General features: G+C 51.0%; 20 protein-coding genes. 11 read left to right on the top strand and 9 right to left on the bottom strand.

The window, feature by feature from the left end; translation table 11 throughout:
- Positions 1-95: 95 nt before the first annotated feature.
- Complete coding sequence (leuO, locus tag R5268_RS08775) at positions 96-1,043, bottom strand: transcriptional regulator LeuO (protein ID WP_218454442.1); 948 nt, start codon at positions 1,041-1,043, stop codon at positions 96-98.
- A gap of 862 nt (positions 1,044-1,905) precedes the next feature.
- Between leuO and leuA the strand changes: the two genes are divergently transcribed.
- From leuA to R5268_RS08735, 8 genes are all read left to right on the top strand, one after another.
- Positions 1,906-3,519, top strand: coding sequence for a 2-isopropylmalate synthase (gene leuA, locus R5268_RS08770; RefSeq protein ID WP_317419215.1), 1,614 nt, complete (start codon positions 1,906-1,908; stop codon positions 3,517-3,519).
- Positions 3,520-3,521: 2 nt separating this feature from the next.
- Complete coding sequence (gene leuB / locus R5268_RS08765; RefSeq protein WP_052926884.1) at positions 3,522-4,613, top strand: 3-isopropylmalate dehydrogenase; 1,092 nt, start codon at positions 3,522-3,524, stop codon at positions 4,611-4,613.
- 1 nt (position 4,614) lies between these two features.
- On the top strand, positions 4,615-6,027 hold the full coding sequence (leuC, locus tag R5268_RS08760; protein WP_317419214.1) for a 3-isopropylmalate dehydratase large subunit: 1,413 nt from the start codon (positions 4,615-4,617) through the stop codon (positions 6,025-6,027).
- 8 nt (positions 6,028-6,035) lie between these two features.
- Positions 6,036-6,641, top strand: a complete 606-nt coding sequence (gene leuD / locus R5268_RS08755) for a 3-isopropylmalate dehydratase small subunit (protein WP_112550007.1) — start codon at positions 6,036-6,038, stop codon at positions 6,639-6,641.
- A 267-nt stretch (positions 6,642-6,908) separates the two neighbouring features.
- Entirely contained in the window at positions 6,909-8,573 is a 1,665-nt protein-coding gene (gene sgrR / locus R5268_RS08750; protein WP_107679062.1) for an HTH-type transcriptional regulator SgrR, read from the top strand.
- Positions 8,574-9,133: 560 nt separating this feature from the next.
- Entirely contained in the window at positions 9,134-9,820 is a 687-nt protein-coding gene (gene mutH / locus R5268_RS08745; protein ID WP_046894518.1) for a DNA mismatch repair endonuclease MutH, read from the top strand.
- A gap of 89 nt (positions 9,821-9,909) precedes the next feature.
- Positions 9,910-11,160 carry a bifunctional glucose-1-phosphatase/inositol phosphatase gene (gene agp / locus R5268_RS08740; RefSeq protein ID WP_317419213.1) on the top strand — a complete coding sequence of 417 codons (1,251 nt, stop codon included), beginning with the start codon at positions 9,910-9,912 and terminating at the stop codon, positions 11,158-11,160.
- A 414-nt stretch (positions 11,161-11,574) separates the two neighbouring features.
- Positions 11,575-12,324 (top strand): hypothetical protein, encoded by a 750-nt coding sequence (locus tag R5268_RS08735; protein WP_146257286.1) that lies wholly within the window; start codon positions 11,575-11,577, stop codon positions 12,322-12,324.
- Here R5268_RS08735 and R5268_RS08730 read toward each other — a convergent pair.
- Positions 12,272-12,730, bottom strand: a complete 459-nt coding sequence (locus R5268_RS08730; protein WP_317419212.1) for a DUF6122 family protein — start codon at positions 12,728-12,730, stop codon at positions 12,272-12,274. The two genes, R5268_RS08735 and R5268_RS08730, sit on opposite strands and share 53 nt — an antisense overlap.
- Before the next feature lie 234 nt (positions 12,731-12,964).
- On the opposite strand from R5268_RS08730, the gene fabV reads away from it, so the two are divergent.
- Complete coding sequence (fabV, locus tag R5268_RS08725; protein WP_317419210.1) at positions 12,965-14,164, top strand: enoyl-ACP reductase FabV; 1,200 nt, start codon at positions 12,965-12,967, stop codon at positions 14,162-14,164.
- A 70-nt stretch (positions 14,165-14,234) separates the two neighbouring features.
- On the opposite strand, the gene R5268_RS08720 is transcribed toward fabV, so the two are convergent.
- A complete protein-coding gene (locus R5268_RS08720; RefSeq protein ID WP_317419209.1) occupies positions 14,235-14,783 on the bottom strand; it encodes a GNAT family N-acetyltransferase in 549 nt (182 codons plus the stop codon).
- Between the two features lie 21 nt (positions 14,784-14,804).
- Positions 14,805-15,299: a YbaK/EbsC family protein gene (locus tag R5268_RS08715; RefSeq protein ID WP_317419208.1), complete on the bottom strand. Its 495-nt coding sequence runs from the start codon at positions 15,297-15,299 to the stop codon at positions 14,805-14,807.
- 99 nt (positions 15,300-15,398) lie between these two features.
- Here R5268_RS08715 and R5268_RS08710 point away from each other — a divergent pair, with 99 nt between their 5' ends.
- Positions 15,399-16,826, top strand: coding sequence for a PLP-dependent aminotransferase family protein (locus tag R5268_RS08710; protein WP_317419207.1), 1,428 nt, complete (start codon positions 15,399-15,401; stop codon positions 16,824-16,826).
- A 32-nt stretch (positions 16,827-16,858) separates the two neighbouring features.
- Here the strand turns inward: R5268_RS08710 and R5268_RS08705 are convergent, their stop codons facing one another.
- Together R5268_RS08705 and R5268_RS08700 are read right to left on the bottom strand one after the other, a co-directional pair.
- Positions 16,859-18,010: a lactate oxidase gene (locus tag R5268_RS08705; RefSeq protein WP_410795826.1), complete on the bottom strand. Its 1,152-nt coding sequence runs from the start codon at positions 18,008-18,010 to the stop codon at positions 16,859-16,861.
- Positions 18,011-18,088: 78 nt separating this feature from the next.
- Positions 18,089-18,655 carry a YceI family protein gene (locus tag R5268_RS08700; RefSeq protein WP_317419203.1) on the bottom strand — a complete coding sequence of 189 codons (567 nt, stop codon included), beginning with the start codon at positions 18,653-18,655 and terminating at the stop codon, positions 18,089-18,091.
- A gap of 248 nt (positions 18,656-18,903) precedes the next feature.
- Between R5268_RS08700 and R5268_RS08695 the strand changes: the two genes are divergently transcribed.
- Positions 18,904-19,776, top strand: a complete 873-nt coding sequence (locus R5268_RS08695; protein WP_166708359.1) for a pirin family protein — start codon at positions 18,904-18,906, stop codon at positions 19,774-19,776.
- Between the two features lie 77 nt (positions 19,777-19,853).
- On the opposite strand, the gene R5268_RS08690 is transcribed toward R5268_RS08695, so the two are convergent.
- From R5268_RS08690 to R5268_RS08680, 3 genes are all read right to left on the bottom strand, one after another.
- Entirely contained in the window at positions 19,854-20,951 is a 1,098-nt protein-coding gene (locus R5268_RS08690) for a Fic family protein (RefSeq protein ID WP_317419202.1), read from the bottom strand.
- Positions 20,952-21,025: 74 nt separating this feature from the next.
- A complete protein-coding gene (locus R5268_RS08685) occupies positions 21,026-21,949 on the bottom strand; it encodes a LysR substrate-binding domain-containing protein (protein ID WP_317419201.1) in 924 nt (307 codons plus the stop codon).
- A gap of 97 nt (positions 21,950-22,046) precedes the next feature.
- On the bottom strand, positions 22,047-22,826 hold the full coding sequence (locus tag R5268_RS08680) for an acetoin reductase (protein ID WP_317419200.1): 780 nt from the start codon (positions 22,824-22,826) through the stop codon (positions 22,047-22,049).
- Between the last annotated feature and the right edge of the window lie 126 nt (positions 22,827-22,952).

The following is a 22,952-nucleotide window of genomic DNA, read 5'->3' as shown; positions in this document are numbered from 1 at the left end:
AAAGCAAATTTAGTTATCTTTGCAATGGCGGGATCACAAAAAAGCCCCGGCAGGCGTATTTGCCTGCCGGAGAGAGAAATGAATTAAATGACTGATTAGATATGATGTGTAAATTGCGTCAGCAGTGCTTTCATCCACTGATGACCTTTATCGCGGGTACAGGCCTCATGCCAGATCAGAAATGCCGGACGGCTGACTTTATCCCACGGCAGCTGCACTTCCTGAATCGGCAGGACATGTGAATAGAGCTGGATCAGCCACTTCGGCGCGATCGCCACCAATTCCGTTTTAGACACAATATTCAGTACACTGACTAAATTAGTTCCCTGATAAACAATAGCCCGGAGTAATTCATTATTTTCATAATACGGTGAACTGAATGAATCAATTAAGTCGAGGGATACCACCGCATGCTGCTCGGTGAATATCTGTTTCTCGGTAACGGTATATTGTATGCGGGGATGGTTACGGGCAGCAACCAATGATAACTGATCATTAAATAATAAGTGATGACTGTAATCCGGCTTATCGAAACGATTATAACTGATAGCAAAATCCGTTTCCTGATATTTCAGGTTATGCTCGATGTGTGAATTCATATAAGACTGAATATTAACATCGATATTTTCACTGTGAAGTTTAACCTGTTCGATTATTTTATCTGTCAGCCGGATATCCAGCGGACTGGAAATGGCCAGATTAAATACCCGCTCACTGCTGCCCGGTTCAAAACCGGCACCCGGCAGTTCGTTATGTACCAGCTGCAATGCCTGTCTGACCGGACCGAACAGCTGTTTGGCGCGCGCAGTCGGCTGAATCCCGCGGCCAAAACGGACAAATAATTCATCATTAAACATAACCTTAAGCCGTGACACCGCATTACTGACAGCCGGTTGCGACATACCTAAAAGTTCAGCAGCCCGGGTGACGTTCTGCATCTGCATAACCGCATCAAAAACCGTCAGCAGATTAAGATCCACATTGCGCAGCTGTGTTTCACCGGATTCTTTTTTTACTTCTGCCACTGAGGTGTATTCAGTCATCTTAAACTCCAATAAATGATTATAATGACTTCAATAAGCTATCCGCCGCCATACTGAAACAGCAGATAAATACAAAATTGAAATCTATTATCTCAATTGATTATCCAATTAATAATTGAGTCTCTTCCTTGTATGGTTCTGAATACGCGGGTGCGCATCATCATCACAATGCATACTATTTAAATATTTAAAGTCAGTTATTTATTCATGTAACTAATACATCAACACTGCTTTATTCATTTAGTTTCCATGCAATGAGATAATAAAACAAAGATTGTGTTTATTCATAACAAAATTATCTTTTATCAGCAGAAAAAATCTGATTTCTTTTACTGACGTAACCGAAAAAATAAACTGTTCAATGAATATCTCACCTGTCACCGGCGGTAACCTGACCGCCGGACACCGTATTCCCTGCCGACTCAACCGATTCAGATTATCCGCAAAAAAATTCTGTAAAAATATTAGCCCAATCATTTAGCTGACTTATAGATGAAAACGCTGATTAATTTTTATAAATTAGTCACTTTATCTGCTTTTAGTGCTTTTTTTCTCCGTTGCTCAGTATCTCCGGCGAAACAGGAGAGTTGACAGCGCTTTTTATATTCAGTATCAATAATACATCGCCACGGATAAACCTTGTGTTCCGTGCCACTGAATTTACTGAGAAGGTTATTACTATGTCTTTCACTTTCCGCCTAAACAACCTGCTAATTATCGCCTTAACTGCGCGTGGCGGGCTTATGGCCGGAAGTTCCTCATAACTTTCTCCCTGAGACCTGAAAAACCCGCGCAATGTCGCGGGTTTTTTTATACCTGCAAACCGGAAAACAGAACAAGAAATAACCGAGAGGATCACAACATGAGCGATAACGTCATCATTTTTGATACCACACTGCGTGACGGCGAGCAGGCATTACAGGCCAGTCTCAGCGTCAAAGAGAAATTACAGATTGCTTTCCAGCTCGAACGCATGGGGGTTGATATTATCGAGGCCGGTTTCCCTGTCTCCTCTCCCGGTGATTTTCAGTCGGTGCAGACCATCGCCCGCGAAATCAAAAACAGCCGTATCGCAGCCTTGTCCCGTTGTGTGATCGGTGATATTGACGCGGCTGCCGAATCCCTGAAAGTCGCGGAAGCGTTCCGGTTGCATATGGTGCTCGCGACCTCCGGTATTCACGTCAAAACCAAGCTGCGCAAGACCTTTGCTGACATCATCGATATGGCGGTCGGCTCGATTAAACATGCCCGCCGCTTTACCGATGACGTCGAGTTCTCCTGCGAAGATGCCGGACGTACCGATATTGATGATTTATGCCGCATTGTCGAAGCCGCGATTAACGCCGGTGCCACGACTGTCAATATTCCTGATACCGTCGGTTACACCACGCCGTACCAGTTCGGCGGCATTATCAGTGAATTGTTCAACCGCGTACCGAATATCGACAAAACCATCATTTCCGTCCACTGCCATGATGATCTGGGCATGTCCGTTGCCAACTCTATCACTGCCGTACAGGCGGGTGCCCGTCAGATTGAAGGTACCATCAACGGATTAGGTGAGCGCGCCGGAAACTGTGCGCTGGAAGAAGTCATTATGGCGATTAAAGTGCGGGAAAAAATGCTGGGCGTACGTACCGGGATCAATCACAAAGAGATTTACCGCACCAGCCAGTTGGTCAGCCAGTTATGCAATACGCCGGTACCGCCGAACAAAGCCGTGGTCGGCAGCAATGCGTTCTCCCACTCCTCCGGTATTCACCAGGACGGCGTGATTAAAAACCGCGAAACCTACGAAATCATGACGCCGGACAGCATCGGCCTGAAAGATAACTTAATCAACCTGACCTCCCGCTCCGGCCGTGCGGCAGTGAAACACCGGATGGCGGAAATGGGCTACCAGGAAGACGATTATAACCTGGATGAGTTATACGCCGACTTCCTGCAACTGGCCGATAAAAAAGGTCAGGTCTTTGATTACGATCTGGAAGCGCTGGTGTTTATGAAACAGCAGCATCAGGAGCCGGAGCACTTCTCACTGGCATTCCTCAACACCCAGTCCGGCACCGGCGTCAAAGCCTCCGCAACCGTCAGAATGCAGGCCGGTGATGAGATCATTTCAGAATCCGCGCAGGGGAACGGCCCGGTGGATGCGGCTTATGAGGCTATCCGCCGTATCGCAGGGTATCCGCTGACCCTCGCCGCCTATCAGCTGACCGCCAAAGGTCAGGGAACGGATGCACTGGGCCAGGTCAATATCGTGGTGGAGTACGAAGGCCGCAAATTCCACGGCATGGGGCTGGCAACTGATATTGTCGAATCCTCCGCTCAGGCCATGATCCACGCTGTTAACAGTATCTGGCGTGCCGGACAGGTAAAAGAAGAAAAACGGCGGATACAGTCAGATAACAACATGCACAACGATACTCATAACAATACTCATAACAACAATACAGAGACAAAGGAAGCGGTGTAATTATGTCGGAACAATTTCATATTGCAGTTTTACCGGGCGACGGAATCGGCCCTGAAATTATGGCACAGGCTTATAAAGTGCTGGATGCCGTGCGCAGCCGCTTTAACCTGACCATCACCACCAGTGAATATGATGTCGGCGGTATTGCCATCGACAACCACGGTCACCCGCTGCCGCCCGCCACACTGAAAGGCTGTGAGCAGGCGGATGCGGTGCTGTTCGGCTCTGTCGGTGGTCCGAAATGGGAAAAACTGCCGCCGGACTCACAGCCGGAGCGCGGTGCGCTGCTCCCGCTGCGTGCACATTTCAAATTATTCAGCAACCTGCGCCCGGCCAGACTCTACCCGGCGCTGGAAGCATTCTGCCCGCTGCGCAGTGATATCGCCGCCCGCGGATTCGACATCCTGTGTGTCCGCGAACTGACCGGCGGCATCTACTTCGGACAGCCAAAAGGTCGTGAAGGCGAAGGAAAATATGAGCGTGCTTATGATACCGAGGTGTATCACCGCTATGAAATTGAGCGCATCGCCCGTATCGCCTTTGCCTCCGCACAAAAACGCCGCGGTCAGGTAACATCGATTGATAAGGCCAATGTGCTGCAAAGCTCCGTATTATGGCGTGAAGTGGTCACTGAAATCGCCAAAGAGTATCCGGATGTCACGCTGTCACACATGTATATCGATAACGCCGCCATGCAGATGGTGAAAGATCCGTCGCAGTTTGATGTCATCCTCTGCTCCAACCTGTTCGGCGACATTATCTCCGACGAATGCGCGATGATCACCGGCTCCATGGGTATGTTGCCGTCCGCCAGCCTGAATGAGAAAAAATTCGGCCTGTATGAGCCGGCCGGCGGTTCTGCGCCGGATATCGCCGGACAAAATATTGCCAACCCGGTGGCACAGATTTTATCCGCCGCCATGATGCTGCGCTTCAGCTGCGGGCAGGATGCAGCGGCAGACAGCATTGAAAACGCGGTAAACCAGGCGCTGAATGCCGGATACCGCACCCGCGATGTGGCCGGCAGCGGCAAGAGTGTGACCACGGACGAAATGGGCGACATTATCGCGCGTTTGATTACAGAAGGGGCTTAAGATGAGCACAGGAAAAACTTTATATCAGAAATTATATGATGCCCATGTGGTTCGTGAAGAAGCAAACGAAACGCCGATCCTGTATATCGACCGCCACCTGGTGCATGAAGTGACCTCACCGCAGGCATTTGACGGATTACGGGCGAAAAACCGCCCGGTCCGCCGCCCGGAGAAAACCTTTGCCACCATGGATCACAACGTCTCCACACAGACCAAAGATATTAATGCCTGCGGCGAAATGGCCCGTAATCAGATGCAGGAACTGATCAAAAACTGTGAGGCCTTTGGTGTCCGTCTCTATGATCTGAACCATCCGTATCAGGGCATCGTGCATGTGATGGGGCCGGAACAGGGCATTACTCTGCCGGGCATGACGATTGTCTGCGGCGACTCCCACACCGCCACCCACGGCGCATTCGGCTCACTGGCCTTTGGTATCGGCACCTCTGAGGTAGAGCATGTGTTAGCGACCCAGACACTGAAGCAGGCCCGTGCCAAAACCCTGAGAATTGAAGTGCGCGGTCAAGTCGCTCCCGGTATCACCGCCAAAGATATTGTGCTGGCGATTATCGGCCACACCGGCAGCGCGGGCGGCACCGGGTATATCGCGGAATTCTGCGGCGATGCCATTGAGGCGCTCTCCATGGAGGGCCGGATGACCGTTTGTAATATGGCTATCGAGATGGGCGCCAAGGGCGGGATGATTGCCCCGGATCAGACCACGTTTGATTATCTGAAAGGCCGTCAGTTCTCCCCGCAGGGTGCGGACTGGGATGCCGCTGTCGCTTACTGGCGGACACTGAAAAGTGATCCGGATGCGAAATATGACGCAGAAATTATTATCAATGCCGCGGATATCGCCCCGCAGGTCACCTGGGGCACCAACCCCGGCCAGGTGATTGATATCAGCCGGGCCATCCCCGCACCGGACAGCTTTACCGACCCGGTGGAGAGAGCCTCAGCAGAAAAAGCACTGGCGTATATGGATTTAACACCGGGCGCCAAATTAACCGATGTGAAAATCGACAAGGTATTTATCGGCTCCTGTACGAACTCACGGATCGAAGATTTACGTGCGGCAGCCGCAGTTGCCAAAGGCCGCAAAGTAGCGCCGGGTGTGCAGGCGATAGTGGTGCCCGGCTCCGGGCCGGTAAAATCACAGGCAGAAGCGGAAGGTCTGGATAAGATTTTCACCGAGGCAGGGTTTGAATGGCGTTTACCGGGCTGCTCCATGTGTCTGGCGATGAACAATGACCGTCTGGCACCGGGGGAGCGCTGCGCCTCCACCAGCAACCGGAACTTTGAAGGGCGTCAGGGACGCGGCGGGCGTACTCACCTGGTCAGCCCGGCCATGGCCGCTGCGGCTGCTGTCACCGGCAGTTTCGCCGATATCCGAACCATTGAGATACGCTGAGGGAAATGATCATGGAAAAATTTATTGTACATCAGGGAATTGCCGCACCACTGGATGCCGCTAATGTGGATACTGATGCCATTATCCCGAAACAGTTTTTGCAGAAAGTCACCCGTACCGGCTTCGGGCAGCATTTATTCAACGACTGGCGTTTTCTCGATGATGACGGACAAGTACCAAACCCGGATTTTGTCCTGAATGCCCCGCGCTATCAGGGCGCATCGATTCTGCTGGCACGGGAAAATTTCGGCTGCGGCTCCTCCCGTGAGCATGCACCGTGGGCCTTAACGGATTACGGATTCAGAGTGGTGATAGCGCCGAGCTTTGCCGATATCTTTTACGGTAATTCATTCAACAATCAGTTATTGCCGGTGAAATTACCCGAAGACGCGATTGATGCGCTCTTTAGCTGGGTGCAGAAAACAGAAGGTGCGCAGATTATTGTTGATCTGGAGAACCAGAAAGTGATCGCCGGTGAGCTGGAATATCCGTTCAGCGTTGATACTTTCCGCCGTCACTGCATGATGAACGGCCTCGACAGTATCGGCCTCACGTTACAGCACGACGATATGATTTCCCGCTTTGAAGCACAACAACCTGCATTTATGAACTGATAACCGGATTCATTTCCACCATTGAACCCCTGCCATCACCCCTTTTGTGATGGCAGCTTTTTCCCCGTTTCCCTCCCCGTCTCATTTTTCCTGAACGTCAGACAGAAAAAAACCAGCCTTGCGGCTGGCGGTAACAGTCACCATTACTCAAGAATCGGGAGTGAGTCAGGTATCACACTGACATCATGAGCTGCTTTAATGTCACTGAGTATGGACGTAATATACGGAAATAAAAATGGACAGAAAATTGACCGGAGTTCCTCTTTTATGAGCACACCACGCCTCCAGCACCAGTTTATCCGCCTGTGGCAGCATCATCAGGGTCAGGAAACCGATACCACGCTTCAGGAGATCGCCGATATCCTGCACTGCTCCCGCCGCCATGTCCGTTCTCTGCTCAACAGCATGCAGACCGCAGGCTGGCTCAGCTGGCAGGCGGAAACCGGACGGGGTAAGCGCTCACGGCTCAGTTTTCTGCAAAGCGGCCGGGATTTACAGCACGCCCGCGCCGAACTGCTGATTGAGCAGGATAACATCGAAAAACTGGTGGCGATGGTCAATGATAAGGATGCGATGCGCCAGATGGTGCTGTCTCAGCTTGAGCGCAGCTTCCGGCAGGGAAAAAGCCTGCTGCGCATTGTCTATTACCGTCCTTTTTATAATCTGCTGCCCGGCTCACCGCTGCGCCGCTCAGAGGTTCATCTGCTGAGTCAGATTTTTAACGGACTGACCGCGATAAATGAGGAAAACGGGGAAGCGGTTCCGGCGCTGGCACACCACTGGCAGCAGACCGGTGAAAAACAGTGGCGTTTCTGGCTGCGTCCGGCCATTTTTTTCCATCACGGCCGTGAATTGCAGATGGTGGATATCATTTCCTCTTTTGAACGGCTGCGCGACACACATCCGCTGTTCAGTCATATCCGCACTGTCCGCTCGGATATGCCTTATATTATTGATATCACACTGAGTGAGGCTGACAGCTGGTTTCCGGTACTGACCGGCAGCCCGCACGCCGCGATTCTGCCCCATGAGTGGCAGGAACTGCCGGATTTCGCCCGCCATCCTGTCGGTACTGGGCCGTATCAGGTCGTCTGTAATAATGACCGCAAACTGACTATCCGCGCCTTTGATCACTATTACGGCTTCCGCGCCCTGCTGGATGAAGTTTCTGTGCTGGTGGTGCCGGAACTGGAAGAAAAAATGGTCTGCACCACGCTGCATATCGGTGCTGACGGCCCTGAGCGGGATTCACTCGACAGCCGGATGGAGGAAGGCTGCTATTTTCTGCTGCACGACGCACGTTCGGCAAAAGGGGAACGCGAAGATATCCGCCGCTGGCTCAACAGCCTGATGACACCGGTCAATCTGCTGTATCACTGCGAGCCCCTCTATCAGCGCCACTGGTGGCCCGCTTACGGGCTTCTGCTGCGCTGGCATCACAGTAAGCTTATCCCGCCCTGCGAAAAACCGGCAGATCTGACAGAACTGACTCTGACGTATTATCAGGATCACCACGAATACCATGCCATCGGCAAATTATTACAGCAGTTGCTGGCGGAACAGGGTGTGAAACTGACGATTAACATCACTGATTACGATACCTGGTTTAACGGTGATTGTGACAGTGATTTCTGGCTGGCCACCGCCAACTTTTATAAGCCGCTGGAGTTTTCAGTCTTTGCCACCTTGTATGAGCTGCCGCTGCTGCGCCGCTGTCTGGGGGATGATCTGCACACTCCGCTGAAGCAATGGCGGCAGCGCTCACTGTCACTGGCGGCATGGTGTGAACACATCATCGATCAGCAGATGTTGTTCCCGCTGTTCCATCACTGGCTTGAATTACAGGGTCAACGCAGTATGCGGGGAGTCAAAATGAATACCTTCGGCTGGTTCGACTTTAAATCCGCCTGGTTTACCCCTCCTGAAAGTTAATTCACAGAAAAAGGCAAAGTTATAAACACCCTCCGATAAAAAACCGGCTTTTATTCACGTTTTCTGTGGATATAGTTGTGAAAAACGCAAGGGTAATGGGGGTATAGTTTTTAACAGACCACGGTTGATAAAATTACAACCGTTAAATAAACCCTGATAAATCATTTCGATGCAGAAATAAAAAAAGAGAATCGTCTGAAAAATTAAACGGTATTTTTTTCCGCAGACTTACACAGGACAAAAAATGACCACACCCGGGGTTATCCACAGATTGTGGCTCATCCGTGAGCAAAACCCCTGCTGACACGCGAAAACAAGCGGAAGTCAAGCCTGTAAATCAAACCAGTAGTGAGGTCATTTTCCACTTATCCCATAAAGCTGTGGATAACTCAGTGTAAGATCCTGTTCATTGTCTGAGGATGCAGGTGCACAACCCGGCCGGGTTATTCCTGCGACGAAAATTAATAGCTATATATCAATAAATTAGATAATATTTATTTTTCATTCATGCCTATGTATTATTTTACCGGATATTACTGTTCAACTTTTAAGCATATAACATGACACCTCTTTTTCCGTCCCCGCAGCCCCCGGCCAGCGAGTCAGAACTGCTCAGCCGCGCGCAATCCCTTGCCGGTGCTACTTTCGGTGAGCTGGCCGGCTGCGCCGGTATACCGGTACCGCCGGATCTGCGCCGCGATAAAGGCTGGGTCGGAATGCTGCTGGAATACTGGCTGGGCGCGGAAGCAGGCAGCAAGGCGGAACAGGATTTCGCTCACCTGGGCGTCGAGCTGAAAACCATCCCTGTGGATGAATCCGGTGTGCCGCTGGAAACCACCTTTGTCTGCGTGGCACCGCTGACCGGCAACAGCGGCGTGACCTGGGCCGAGTGTCATGTGCGTCATAAACTCTCCCGCGTGTTATGGGTGCCGGTGGAAGGTGCGCGTCATATCCCGCTGGCAGAACGCCGTGTCGGCTCACCGCTGCTGTGGTCACCGTCTGATGAGGAAGAGCGCCTGCTGCGTGCCGACTGGGAAGAACTGATGGATATGATTGTGCTGGGAAAAGTAGAGCAGATCACCGCCCGCCATGGCCAGGTCATGCAGATCCGCCCGAAAGCGGCCAACAGCCGGGCACTCACAGAAGCTATCGGTCCGCACGGACAGCCGATACAAACACTACCGCGCGGCTTTTATCTGAAGAAAAATTTCACCGCGCCTTTACTTAAACGCTATTTCCGGTGCTGATCACTGTTTTGGGAGTTTGCTCCCGGTAAATATGAATCGCTTCAGTCATTAATACCTGTCCGAAAATAATGACAACAGGAGTGTTCCGGATGAAAAAAAACTTACTGACGCTTTCACTTGCAGCTGCATTACTGACTCCCGCCCTTCCCGCTTTTGCTGATACATCCGCCGCTGATATGACACTGGAACAGGTTCTGGTGATGAGCCGCCACAACCTGCGTACCCCGATTGTCAACACCGGTATTCTGACCGAAATCACCGATAAAACCTGGCCGGCGTGGGATGCGCAGAGTGGTTATCTGACCACCAAAGGCGGCGCGCTGGAAGTCTATATGGGACACTATTTCCGCGATTGGCTGGATGAGAACAAACTGCTGCCGGATACTCTGTGCCCGACCGGTGAAAAAGAGCTGAATGTGTATGCCAACAGTCTTCAGCGCACTATCGCCACCGCGCAGTTCTTTACCGCCGGTGCGTTCCCGGGCTGTACAATCACCGTCAATCACCAGCCGGAAATCGGCACCATGGACCCGGTGTTTAACCCGATCATTACCAATGACAGCGCAGAGTTCAAACAAGCCGCTCTCGCGGCAATGGAGAGCCATTATAAAGGACTGGATCTGACGCCGGGCTATCAGGCACTGAATAACGTGCTGAATATCAAAGACTCGGAACAGTGCAAAACCAATAAACTCTGTTCGCTGGCAGACGGTAAAAACAGCTTTATTATTGAAGCCGGTAAAGAGCCGGGCGTGAAAGGGCCGCTGAAAATGGCTAACTCCGCCGTGGATGCCATCGACCTGCAATATTATGAAGGTTTCCCGGCAGACCAGGTTGCCTGGGGCGAAGTCACCACGCCAGCGCAGTGGACTGTCCTTAATACGCTGAAAAACGGCTACCAGGAATCCCTGTTTACCCCGCGTATCATTGCAAAAAATGTCGCACATCCGCTGCTGAACTACATTAATCAGCACTTTGCCGCCGCTGCGCCGGGCAGTGAAGCGAAGTTTACCTTCCTGGCCGGGCATGATTCCAATATTGCTTCGCTGCTTTCCGCACTGGAATTTAAACCGTATCAGTTACCGGAACAGTATGAACATACGCCAATCGGCGGAAAATTAGTGTTCCAGCGCTGGACCAATAAAGCGGATAATAAATCCTATGTGAAGATTGACTATATTTATCAGTCCTCCGATCAGCTGCGGAATAACAGTTATCTGTCCTTAAAAACACCACCGCAAAAAGTCACACTGGAACTGAAAAACTGTCCGGTTGATAAAAACGGTTATTGCGGATGGGAAACGTTCCAAAAAGTGATGAACGACAGTTTGTCAGAATAAACATTATATTTTCATATTCATGCCCGGCTTACCGTTGCCGGGCTTTTTATTTATATCCCCGTCACGCTTCGGATAACACTGATAGATTCAGACACCGTAAGCCGCTACTATTTAACAATCTGAAAATCATCACGATATTTTATTACTCATTTATCAGTATCGGCACCCGTCCGGGAATTAACGGTCATATACCGGGCTGAATACACGGATATCATTAATACGATGAAATATTTAAAATCATTACCTATTCCATTATTTATTATTGCGACTGTCTTAATAAGTTCAGGTTGCAGTCAGAAAAACTATGATGTCGATACCGGTGAAAAAATAATTTATCCCTCCTCTGACGGTGTATTACTGGGCGCCTGTGATAAATGGACACTGAAGGATGAACAAGTCCGGAAATTAATTTCCATGAGTAAACCCTACACGGCACTGCCGTACGGCGAATACAGCCAGACGCCGTGTAATATGAGCGGTACAGTGGTCATTAACGGTAAAACCTGGGATTACCTGCTTAACGGCGGCGGGATTATCACACTGAGTATTGATGGCATGGTGCGCTACCGCGGCTGCAATACCAGTGCCTGCAAACCGTATCTTCTGCTGCCTTACCGGGGGAAATCTTTTGCCGTCAAAGATGGTGATACGCTGGTAACAGAAAACGACAGCACTGAAAACCGGGGTAAACTGCTGAGCCGTGAAAGTGTCGCACAACGGCAGCAGCACAATAGTGATCCGGGAATGGTTTCCGGTGCGCCGTCTGACGGCACGATGGTGAATCAGGAGACAGGTCCGGAATTATTCCGGCCGGATAACGGCCAGATGCGCAGACCTGACGCACAACCGGTCACCGGTGGTCAGAGCGGACAAACAGCGCCTCAGAGACAGCCGGGTCCGCTGGTTTCTTCAGAGCGCAACGGAAAAGTACCGTCCGCACAGCCAAAAACTGAAAGCAGCCGTACGCCATCTGTGAAAGACAAGATCATCTCCGCGGCAGAATCGGCCATGCCATCCGCAGAGATTGAGGCGCCGTCAATATCCGCACCGGAAGTGGGGTTCTCCGTTCCGGGAACATCAGCACCTTCTGTTGATGTCAAAGCCCCGTCAATCAGCCTGCCGGCAGCAGAAATTTCTGTTCCGGCACTGAAAACGCCGTTCTGATTGTCTCTGACGTACAAAAACCCGCTCCCGGCGGGTTTTTTAATACCTGCTCCGCCGCATATTCCGTACTCTGTTTCAGGCTGCCCATATAACAATCCATACCGTCGGTAAACAGATGGAACAGACAACCGACCGCTACTGCCCGCACTTTCCATGACGGGAGCAGCAGCAAAACAAGATAAACCGCCGCAGCCCACGCGGTATGCAGCGGATGAAAACCGACACTGCACCGGTCCGGATCAAATACCGGGTCCGCCAGCAGGTGATCCGCATCTATCACCATGGTGGCAATCATAATAATTGACGCTGCTTTCCAGTGCTGACGCCAGAACAGCCGGGCAAACAGAACCGGCACCAGAAAATGGCAGCCGTAATGCAGGATATTCCGGAAAATTTCAAATGCCACAGTGACTCCGCTGACGGGTTATCCGTTTTAATGACGGCTATCATAACGGAAATAGCGGAGGCTATCCGGCAAAAAAGAGTGTCATCCGTAAAAAGACTGAAACACACCATATTCAGGGTAACTGCGCCGTCATTAACTGGTCTGCTTTGCGGGTTTATCGCTGCATTGTCTTAAGTAAATGAAGAAGATCGGGTATATTAGCCCCTGATTGTTGGCTACCAAGAAAAAATAACTATGATTATCAAACCTAAAATTCGTGGTTTTATCTGCACTACCGCTCACCCGGCGGGCTGTGAAGCCCATGTTCGTGAGCAAATCGCCCGTGTGAAATCCTGCGGCGAACTGAAAAACGGCCCTAAAAAGGTTCTGGTGATTGGTGCATCCACCGGTTACGGTCTGGCTTCCCGTATTAATGCCGCTTTCGGCAGCGGTGCGGCGACTATCGGTGTATTTTTCGAAAAGCCGGGCAGCGAAAACAAAACCGGTTCTGCCGGCTGGTACAACGCAGCGGCTTTTGATAAAGCCGCCAAAGAAGAAGGCCTGTATGCAAAAAGCATCAACGGGGATGCCTTCTCTGATGAATGCCGTCAGACCGTTATTGATCTGATTAAACAGGATCTGGGCCAGATCGACCTGGTTGTTTACTCTCTGGCATCACCGGTCCGTAAAATGCCGGAAACCGGCGAAATTGTCCGTTCTGCCCTGAAACCTATCGGCGAACCGTACAAATCTGTCGCGCTCGATACCAACAAAGACGTGCTGATCGAAGCCGTTGTTGAACCGGCCAATGAGCAGGAAATTGCCGATACCGTCAAAGTAATGGGCGGCCAGGACTGGGAACTGTGGATGACCGCATTAGAGGAAGCCGGTGTTCTGGCGGATAATGCTCAGTCTGTTGCCTACTCCTATATCGGTACCGATTTAACCTGGCCGATTTACTGGCACGGTACATTAGGTAAAGCAAAAGAAGATTTGGATCGCGCAGCAGCGGCCATTAATCAGAAATTGCAGGCCAAAGGCGGTGCAGCCTATGTTGCCGTACTGAAATCAGTCGTCACCCAGGCGTCTTCCGCCATTCCGGTAATGCCGTTATATATCTCTATCGTGTTTAAGATCATGAAAGAGAAAGGCATTCACGAAGGCTGTATTGAACAGACTCAGCGTTTATTTGCCACCAAACTGTTTAATGGCACATCACCGGAAACCGATGAAAAACAGCGTCTGCGCCTGGATGACTGGGAATTACGCGATGATGTTCAGAACACCTGCCGTGAAATCTGGCAGCAACTGACAGATGATAACATCAATGATTTAACCGACTATCAGGGCTATAAAGCGGAGTTCCTCCGTTTATTCGGCTTTGGTCTGGACGGTGTGGATTATAATGCGGATTTAAGCGGTGAAGTTAACTTCGACGTGAAAAAATTAGTGTAATCATCACTGAAAAACCCGCCGCAGCCCTGATTATTCAGCGGCTGCGGCGGGTTTTCTTTTATCAGACGGTTCAGCGGGTTTCGCAGACCAGCCAATAATAATGGTTATTATTGAATCCAAACTCATCCAGCACGGTCAGTCCGAGCTTACGGGTGTGCGCAGCATAAGAGCGCGGATTAACCTTATTGATAAAGGTGACCAGGATATCAAACCGCCGCGACATTTTTTCCAGCGCAAACGCAAACAGTCCTTCCAGCACACCCTGCCCGCGCAGTGATGCATCAATACAAACCGGGCCGTACTGATAGGAATTCTCCATCGTCAGTGTCTGACCGGCAAACTCATAATCACCCAGTTTATCAATCATATGAGTAAACAGCGGCCACGGTGACCAGTACTGCCAGGATGCCGCCATAGCAAATGCCACGACCTTTCCGTCCTGTTTCGCGACAAATAATCCCTGCTCATTTTCAATCAGTTCGCTCATCTGATCATCACTCATCTGTGTGGTGACAAAACCGTCCGGCTTGTCTTCATCACTTATGGTGGTCAGATGATAACGTTTTAATAAGGCTTTTACCTGATCCATATCCGTCAGTTCAGCAACACAATATTCCATCGTTATTCTCCGTTATCATTGTTATTCTGCGGCGGGAGGTACCGCAATATCCGCAATGCGATCATGACCGATCACACTGAAATAGTCATCCGCTGCCAAAGACAGGGATCTCACCAGTTCACCGGCATTAAAATATACCCGCCCGGCACCGGTCAGGCCCTTATCAACATATAATGTCAGTTCCTTATTAAAGCTAAAGGGAGGAACAGCCCCCATCGGGCAGCCGGTCAGTGCCTGTGCAGTTTCCGGTGCGGCAAAAGAAGCTTTTTTCCCGCCCGCCAGCTTCGCAATATGTTTAAAATTAACTTTGCAGTCGCCCGGCACAATCGCCAGCACATAGCGGATTTCCGGTATGCTGCCGGTGACCTGCAACACCATGGCTTTCGCCGCCTGGCTCAGTTTATTCCCCCGGATTTTACTTATCGCGTCAGAACGGCCTTCCGCCGGATGTTCGATCACCTCAAAGGACACCCCGCGGGAATCGAGTAAACGGGTGATTTTGTCAAATGTTGTCATATAAACCTCACAGTCAGCCGGAGAAATCCTTGCGTCATAATTTACTCTCAACGTACTCTTACAGAAACACACAGAACCCGTAAGAATGAGGCAGAACAGATGGCACCGCTTCCGCGCTACCGGCAGATGGCCGATCAGATAAAACAGGCCGTCCGCGAGGGGGTTTTACCGCCGGACAGCCGTCTGCCGTCCGTGCGCATTCTGGCGGCACAGTACAATGTCAGCCTGACCACCGCGCTGAAAGTGCTGCGCACGCTGGAAGATGAACATGTTGCGGTGGCGCGGCCGAAATCCGGCTTTTTTGTCGCACCTGTACAGCCGGCTGCGGCGGAAAACCGCAGCACAGAGACGCTCACCGCTGATTTTGCCCCGCTGGATGAACAGACAGAACTGCATATGTCGATGGTCGGCGAAGAGTGCCGTGTCCGGCTGGATCTGGCGAACGGCCGCCGGGAACTTTATCCGGTCAGAAAGCTGAGTCTTATCATGCGTCAGCTCAGTTACAGCAAACCGTTCCTGCTGGGGGATTCGGTCAAAGGTACCGGCTATGCCCCGCTGAAAGAAGAAATCGCCCGCCGGGCGGTCAGTTACGGTTGTAATATCTCTCCGGAAACGCTGCTTATCACCAACGGCTGTATTGAAGCATTATCACTGGCACTGCGCGCCACGCTCAGCCCCGGGGATGCGGTGGCCGTGGAATCCCCCTGTTACTTTGTGCTGTTACAAATGCTGCGTAATCTCAATCTGCGGCTGACCGAAGTGGATGCCTGTGAAGATGGTTATGTGGATTGCGATAAACTCACCGCCCTGTTCCGCCGCAAAGCAGTAAAAGCTTTTGTGACACTCGCCAACGTCAATAATCCGCTGGGTAAAACGATCCCGGATGATGTCAAGGCGGAAATCACCCGTCAGGCGGATGAAAACGGCGTCATCATTATTGAGGATGATACCTTCGGCGATGCCGCATTCGGCGGGCAGCGCCCGTTCCCGATGCGGGCATTCAGCCATAATGTCATTCTGTGCAGCGGATTTTCCAAAACCATCGCGCCCGGCGTGCGTATCGGCTGGGTTCACAGTCAGCATTACATGCGTAAAATCACCTCACTGAAATACACCTCATCCATGGGGTCACAGGTACTGCCGCAGGCCGCCATCAGTGAACTGCTGAGCAACGGCGGTTATGACGCCCACCTGCGCAGATTACGCCGTGAACTGGCGGAGCAGGTACACAATATCCGCCGTGCCGTACTGCGGGAATTTCCGCCGGGCACCACCGTGACCGAACCGGAGGGCGGTTATGTATTATGGGTTACCATGCCGGAAGGCAGTCTGAATGTGCGGGAGCTGTTTCTCAATGCACGCACGGAAGGGATCGGGATTGCGCCGGGGCATATTTTTGCCACCGACAACCGCTATGACCGCTGTTTCCGGCTCAATGCCGGGTTCGGTTGTGATAAGGAAGTGGAGGATGCAATCGCCCGGCTGGCACAATGGTGCCGGGAATCACTGCAAAAACACTGCCGCTGAGCGGCAGTGTGAGATTACTGACAAAGCAGGAATTACTGAAAATCACGATCGCTGTACAGTCTGGTCTGTTTGACGGCATTAATATCTTTGGTACCGCCCAGCATCATATTGATGCGTAATTCTTTATTCAGTTGCTGAATAACAGAATTTACCCCTTCCGCCCCGCCCAGATTCAGGCCATACAGAACCGGACGGCCGACAGCAACCACATCCGCACCGCTTGCCAGCGCTTTAAAGACGTGTGAACCACGGCGCACACCACTGTCAAACACGATTGGCACACGTTTGTTCACCACTTTTGCAATGGAAGGCAGCACATCAAAAGAGGCCGGTCCGCTGTCCAGCTGACGACCGCCGTGGTTTGATACCCAGATGGCATCCGCACCCGCCTCAATGACGCGGTCAGCATCTTCCGGTGACTGAATACCTTTCACAATGACCGGCAGACCGGACAATTTTTTCACATACTGAATATCATCCGGAGTAAATGCCTGTTTGGCCTGAGCGTAGATCTCGCTGATCCCCGCGCCTTTCCCGGTTTTGGAGCCGTCATTATTCTGTGCGGCAAACAATTCAAGGTTGGCAAATCCTAACGGGAACTGGAAATTGTTGCGTAAATCATCCTCACGCCAGCCGCCGACCGGAGAATCCACGGTCAGAATAATCGCTTTGGCACCACTTTCTTTCGCCCGTTTCAGGGTGAATTCATTAAACGCATTATTTTTGCTCATATAGAGCTGGAAGAAGAACGGATGTCCGTCAGATACCGCCGCCACTTCCTCAATGGTTTTATTTCCGTAGGTGCTGAGAGAGAAAACAGAACCCGCTTTTGCCATGCCTTTTGCCGTGGCAATTTCCCCGTCACGGTGTGCCAGCCCCTGTGCCGCCATCGGTGCCTGAATGACAGGCGTTGCCAGAGGTATGCCCAGGAATGACGTTGAGAGATCGATATCCTTTAATTCAATTCCCTGCATCACGCGCGGCATAATATATTTGCGATCAAAACCGGCGGTATTATCACGCATATTTTTTTCATCTTCCGCACCACCGCGGATATAACCGAATGCCCCTTTATCCATATTGGCTTTTACCTGTGATTCCAGGTCATTCAGGTTAACAATTTTCACCGGCCCTTCTTTGGTACTGGCTTTATACTCTGCCGCGTACGCGGTACTCAGTGTCATTGCCAGCCCCAGCGCCGCAACGGCGAATACACCTGCTTTTGATCTTTGCATAATATGATTCCTGTTCCCGGTATAAATTTATTGTTTAATTGCTTCAGCCTGAATTTTCAGTGACATATTCGCCGGAATACCGGCATCAGCGAGAAAATCAACGCCCCACTGAGTACGATCAATCGTGGTTTCAAAATCACCGCCGCAGACATCTGCTTTAAATACCGGACTGAAATAACAGCCGAATTTCGTTACCTGTAACTGTACCGGATGTGTTTTTCCTTTGATCGTTAAATTACCATCCACCGACATCAGTTTATTTCCGGAAAAATGCCATTTTGATGAATCAAATTTAATCTCCGGATATTTTTCCGCATCAAGAATATCTGCACTCAGCATATGCTGATTAAATCCGTCAATCCCGGTATTCAGGGTTTTCACCGGAATAGTGACCTGAACATGCCCGGTTTGTTTCTCCGGTGAATAGGCCATATCACCGGTAATATTATAAAAACCGCCGCTGTTGGTAGAGGTATTAAAATGATCAATATAGAACACCGCTTTGGTATGGCCCGGATCTAATTTATAGTCAGCCGCCTGTGCGGTATTCCATAAAAACAGTGAAGCAAACAGCGTTAAGCCGATCTTTTTCATTCTTTCTTTCCTGATTAATATTCTGACAGTCGCCGCCACTCTTTCTGCCGGCCCCGATGCCGCTAACAATACGATGTTCCTTTTCCTGCCGGTAGAGCGGATATTGATAAACACTGTTCTGAAAACAGGATAATCCGGGTATCATAAAACTGTTCTGTTTCTGCAACAGTGAAACCTGTTTTCATGACTACTCCCTGACGATTTCCGCCCTTATTATCAATTCATACATAATTATCAGGAGAGACATCATGAGAAACATTATCGGCACCTACCGTGCACCAAAAGGCCATTGGGTCGGCGACGGATTCCCGGTCAGCCAGATGTTTTCCTACAGTAATCACGGCAAACATCTCAACCCGTTTATCCTGCTCGACCGCGCCGGACCTGCGGATTTCCCGGCATCAGCAGGCGCTAACCGTGGGGTTGGTGAACACCCGCACCGCGGCTTTGAAACAGTAACTATCGTCTATGACGGCGAGGTGGCGCATCACGACTCCACCGGTCAGGGCGGTGTTATCGGTAAAGGGGATGTGCAGTGGATGACTGCGGCATCCGGTATTCTGCATCAGGAATACCATTCTGACCGCTTTATGCGGGAGGGCGGCACACTGGATATGGTGCAGTTGTGGGTGAATCTGCCTGCTTCCGCAAAATCCGCCGCGCCGGGTTATCAGTTACTGAAAAACAGCGCCATTCCGGCGGTCACATTGCCGAATGACGCGGGAACACTGCGGGTGATTGCCGGGGAATATGCCGGGGCACGCGGCCCGGCCCGGACGTTTACCGAAATGGATGTGTGGGATCTGCGCCTGAAAGCCGGAAAAGTCACCGGCCTGACGGCAAAAGCCAGCCGCAACGCCGGGCTGATTGTCCTGCACGGCAGCATTTATGTCGACAGCCGTGCACCGCTGCACACCGGCGAACTGATGATTCTGGACGGCACTGACAGCACCATTCTGCTGGAAGCAACCGAAGATGCGGTTGTCCTGTTCCTCAGCGGCGAGCCGATTGATGAGCCGGTTGTCGGTTACGGCCCGTTTGTAATGAACAGCGAGCAGGAAATCCGCGAAGCTATCGAGGATTTCAACAACGGCCGTTTCGGACAGATCCCGGCTGAGTAAGACAGATGAGGCAAATACGTCCGTTATTTGCCTCACAAAATGAGGCGAATAGCGTGGTTATTTGCCTCATCCTCTTATTATCCTTTATTCAGACAATAGCGGCTGCTGCGCCCCCCGCTTTCACTTTCTGTCAGATAACCAGACTCAACCAAATCAGCCAGATGCCGTGTTGCACTGGCGCGACTGACTTTTGCTGCTGACATATACTGCCGGTTATTAACACCGTCAGAAAAATCACCGTCCAGCATCCGGTTCAGTACTTTGGCCTGCTCCGGTTTCAGCCGGTTCTGATCAAACCGGTGCCAGTATCTGGTTTTTTCCAGTGTCCGCCTGATTTGCGCCAGCGTTGCGCCGACAGACACCACCAGCATTTTCACAAACCAACTCAGCCACGGCGTAATGTCCGTTCCCTGCCGTTGTGTCTGCTCCAGCACATTATAATATTCTTTACGGTGCTCATTGATGGTCTGCGACATTGCATATAACCGCACAGTACTGTTTTCTGCCTGAGCCAGTGCCAGATCCATAATAAGACGTCCAATCCGGCCATTCCCGTCTTCAAAAGGATGAATGGTCAGAAACCACAAATGGGCAATACCTGCCCGTAAAACGGGATCAATACCGGGATTATCTCTGCTTTCATTAAACCAGGTGATAAATGCGTTTATTTCTGCATCCACCCGATCCGCCGGAGGGGCCTCAAAATGAATGACCGGTTTATCCAGCCTGCCGGATACCACCTGAACGGCTCCGGAACGGAAACACCCTCCGGTTGTCCGGTTAAAAAGGTTGTCATTTTCAGGGAATAACCAGGTATGCCATTTCAGAAGACGAGCCGCAGAAAGCGGTTCACCGGGATTATTGATTGCATCCAGAGCTGACTCCACCAGGCCTTCCGTACGTTTATCCGCCGGATAAGAGACCTCCTCAGAAATACCAAGGTGATTCGCCAGTGATGATCTGACAGAACGGGCATCCGGTTTTTCTCCCTCAATATCACTTGAGTAGATAATATTTGCCAGAAGCGTATCCAGTGTCTTATCTTCAGCAAGATCAAGCGCTTTATTGCTGCCGTATAAATCACCCTGAAGAAATGCAGCTTCCCGCAACAGTGGTAGTAACTGCTGCAAATCATACGTAAATCCGGGCCAGCTATGATGTTCCCATATCCACATACTGCCTCCGATGAGTAGAATAATACCGCTATTCTACTCACTAATTGAGGCGAATAGAATGATTATTTGCCTCACTATCCCCCCGCCCCCGAAAACGCCGCCGTCTGCGGAACATGCTCCGCCAGATAATTCAGCAGCGCCTGCACAGCAGGTAATAACCCTTTTCGGGACGGGAAAACCGCGTGTATCACATCTTCCGGGAACTGCCAGCCCGGCAGAACACGGACAAGCCGCCCGGCATTCAAATCGTTAAGCGCCACACCTTCCGGCAGCCGGGCAATGCCCAGCCCTTTGCATGCCGCACGATGCAGTGTCATGACATCCGTTGTGGCGAGGCGTGCCGTGAGGTGTTTGGTGATGCTGCTGCCGTCTTCGCTGGTCAGTGTCAGCGTGTAGTTTTGTTTTTGTTCGCTGTTGGCGAGGATCGGGAATTCGGTCAGATCATCCGGATGCTGCGGTGCCGCTTTTCCGGCAAATAACAGCGGCGAGGCGACCAGCACACGGCGTGAATATCCGAGGACTTTCATGGTCAGTCCGGAATCATCCAGCGGAAGAGAGCGCACCCGCAGTGCAAGATCAAACCCTTCGCTGATCACATCCACCGGACGGTTAACCGCCAGGATCTGCACATCAATATCCGGATATTTCACCATAAAATCGGTCAGCAGATCCTGAAGATAGGCCTGTAACAGTGCGACCGGACAGGAAAACTTCACACTGCCGCGCGGATGTCCCTGTACTGAGCAGATAATTTCTTCGGCAATTTCCGCCTCATCAATCACATTTTTGCACTGCTGGTAGAAGGCCTGCCCGACCTCAGTGACATGAAACTGACGGGTGGAGCGGTAGATTAGTGAGATATTCAGTTTCTGTTCCAGGTCAGCAATACGCCTGCTGAGCCGGGATTTCGGGATTCCCAGTGCTTCTCCTGCCGGCGAAAATCCGCCGTATTCCACCACTTTCACAAAATAATAGAGGTCATTCAGATCGTATTTCATGCCTGTTACCCGCAGCGTTATCCTACGGTTCAGTATACATAAAAAAATCCGCCGCATTCAGCATGCGGCGGATGTCTGTGAATATAAACACAATAATTTAGCGGTAAACGATACCACCGTCGGTCAGAATCGCCTGACCGGTGATGTAATCCGAGTCATCGCTGGCCAGGAAAGAAACCAGTGCTGCCACATCATCCGGTGTCTGAGCGCGGCCCAGCGCAATACCGTCGACATATTTTTTGTAGGTTTCCCCTTTCGGCGCGCCGGTGATTTCAGAGAAACGCTCATCAATTTCCACCCACATATCTGTACCGACGATACCCGGACAGTAAGCGTTAACGGTGATCCCGCTGCTGGCGAACTCTTTGGCCGCCGCCTGAGTCAGTGCGCGGACCGCAAATTTAGTGGCGGAATAGACGCCGAGTAAGGCAAAACCATCATGCCCGGCAATGGATGAGGCGTTAATGATTTTCCCTTTCTGTCCGCGAGCTTTGAATTTGGCTGCTGCGGCCTGAATTCCCCACATGGTGCCGTCGACGTTAATGCGGAAAATACGATCCATATCCTCCGGCAGAACATCTTCAATCGCTTTAACCTGTGCAATACCCGCGTTATTGACCATAACATCAAAACCGCCCAGCGCTTTTTCTGCTTTATCAACAACCGAAAAAACCTGATCGCGCTGACTGATATCTGCGGTGAATGTTGCCGCTTTACGACCCAGGGCTTCCACTTCTTTTTTGACTTTCGCCAGCCCTTCTTCTTTCAGATCCACCAGCGCGATATCCGCCCCTTCTTTGGCTAACCGTAATGCGATACCACGACCAATCCCCTGCGCAGCGCCGGTAACCAGAATCACTTTACCCGTTAGTGCCATGATGTGCTCCTTAATGAGTGAGGTATTTCGTTATGATATTAATACTCATTTAAAAACATACGCGTTTTTACCCGGGTTGCAAGCCGGTAAGCACATAATGAGCAACTGTCCGGTTTATCACCGGCA

Origin of the sequence: Morganella sp. BCCO 40_0007, assembly GCF_032989665.1 — a bacterium.
In the GTDB taxonomy this organism is placed as follows: domain Bacteria; phylum Pseudomonadota; class Gammaproteobacteria; order Enterobacterales; family Enterobacteriaceae; genus Morganella; species Morganella sibonii.
The sequence above is the reverse complement of the archived record's forward strand: the minus strand, read 5'-3'. Positions and strand labels throughout refer to the sequence as shown.

Bases quoted from the DNA above. Each gene is read 5' to 3' on its own strand.
- agp (WP_317419213.1), top strand. From the start codon at position 9,910: ATGAAAAAAAACTTACTGACGCTTTCACTTGCAGCTGCATTACTGACT.
- sgrR (WP_107679062.1), top strand. From the start codon at position 6,909: ATGAGCACACCACGCCTCCAGCACCAGTTTATCCGCCTGTGGCAGCAT.
- R5268_RS08735 (WP_146257286.1), top strand. From the start codon at position 11,575: ATGAGTAAACCCTACACGGCACTGCCGTACGGCGAATACAGCCAGACG.
- R5268_RS08710 (WP_317419207.1), top strand. From the start codon at position 15,399: ATGGCACCGCTTCCGCGCTACCGGCAGATGGCCGATCAGATAAAACAG.
- R5268_RS08680 (WP_317419200.1), bottom strand. From the start codon at position 22,826: ATGGCACTAACGGGTAAAGTGATTCTGGTTACCGGCGCTGCGCAGGGG.
- mutH (WP_046894518.1), top strand. From the start codon at position 9,134: ATGACACCTCTTTTTCCGTCCCCGCAGCCCCCGGCCAGCGAGTCAGAA.
- R5268_RS08695 (WP_166708359.1), top strand. From the start codon at position 18,904: ATGAGAAACATTATCGGCACCTACCGTGCACCAAAAGGCCATTGGGTC.
- R5268_RS08685 (WP_317419201.1), bottom strand. From the start codon at position 21,949: ATGAAATACGATCTGAATGACCTCTATTATTTTGTGAAAGTGGTGGAA.
- leuB (WP_052926884.1), top strand. From the start codon at position 3,522: ATGTCGGAACAATTTCATATTGCAGTTTTACCGGGCGACGGAATCGGC.
- leuA (WP_317419215.1), top strand. From the start codon at position 1,906: ATGAGCGATAACGTCATCATTTTTGATACCACACTGCGTGACGGCGAG.
- R5268_RS08690 (WP_317419202.1), bottom strand. From the start codon at position 20,951: ATGTGGATATGGGAACATCATAGCTGGCCCGGATTTACGTATGATTTG.
- R5268_RS08700 (WP_317419203.1), bottom strand. From the start codon at position 18,655: ATGAAAAAGATCGGCTTAACGCTGTTTGCTTCACTGTTTTTATGGAAT.
- R5268_RS08705 (WP_410795826.1), bottom strand. From the start codon at position 18,010: ATGACACTGAGTACCGCGTACGCGGCAGAGTATAAAGCCAGTACCAAA.
- R5268_RS08715 (WP_317419208.1), bottom strand. From the start codon at position 15,299: ATGACAACATTTGACAAAATCACCCGTTTACTCGATTCCCGCGGGGTG.
- fabV (WP_317419210.1), top strand. From the start codon at position 12,965: ATGATTATCAAACCTAAAATTCGTGGTTTTATCTGCACTACCGCTCAC.
- leuO (WP_218454442.1), bottom strand. From the start codon at position 1,043: ATGACTGAATACACCTCAGTGGCAGAAGTAAAAAAAGAATCCGGTGAA.
- leuC (WP_317419214.1), top strand. From the start codon at position 4,615: ATGAGCACAGGAAAAACTTTATATCAGAAATTATATGATGCCCATGTG.
- R5268_RS08720 (WP_317419209.1), bottom strand. From the start codon at position 14,783: ATGGAATATTGTGTTGCTGAACTGACGGATATGGATCAGGTAAAAGCC.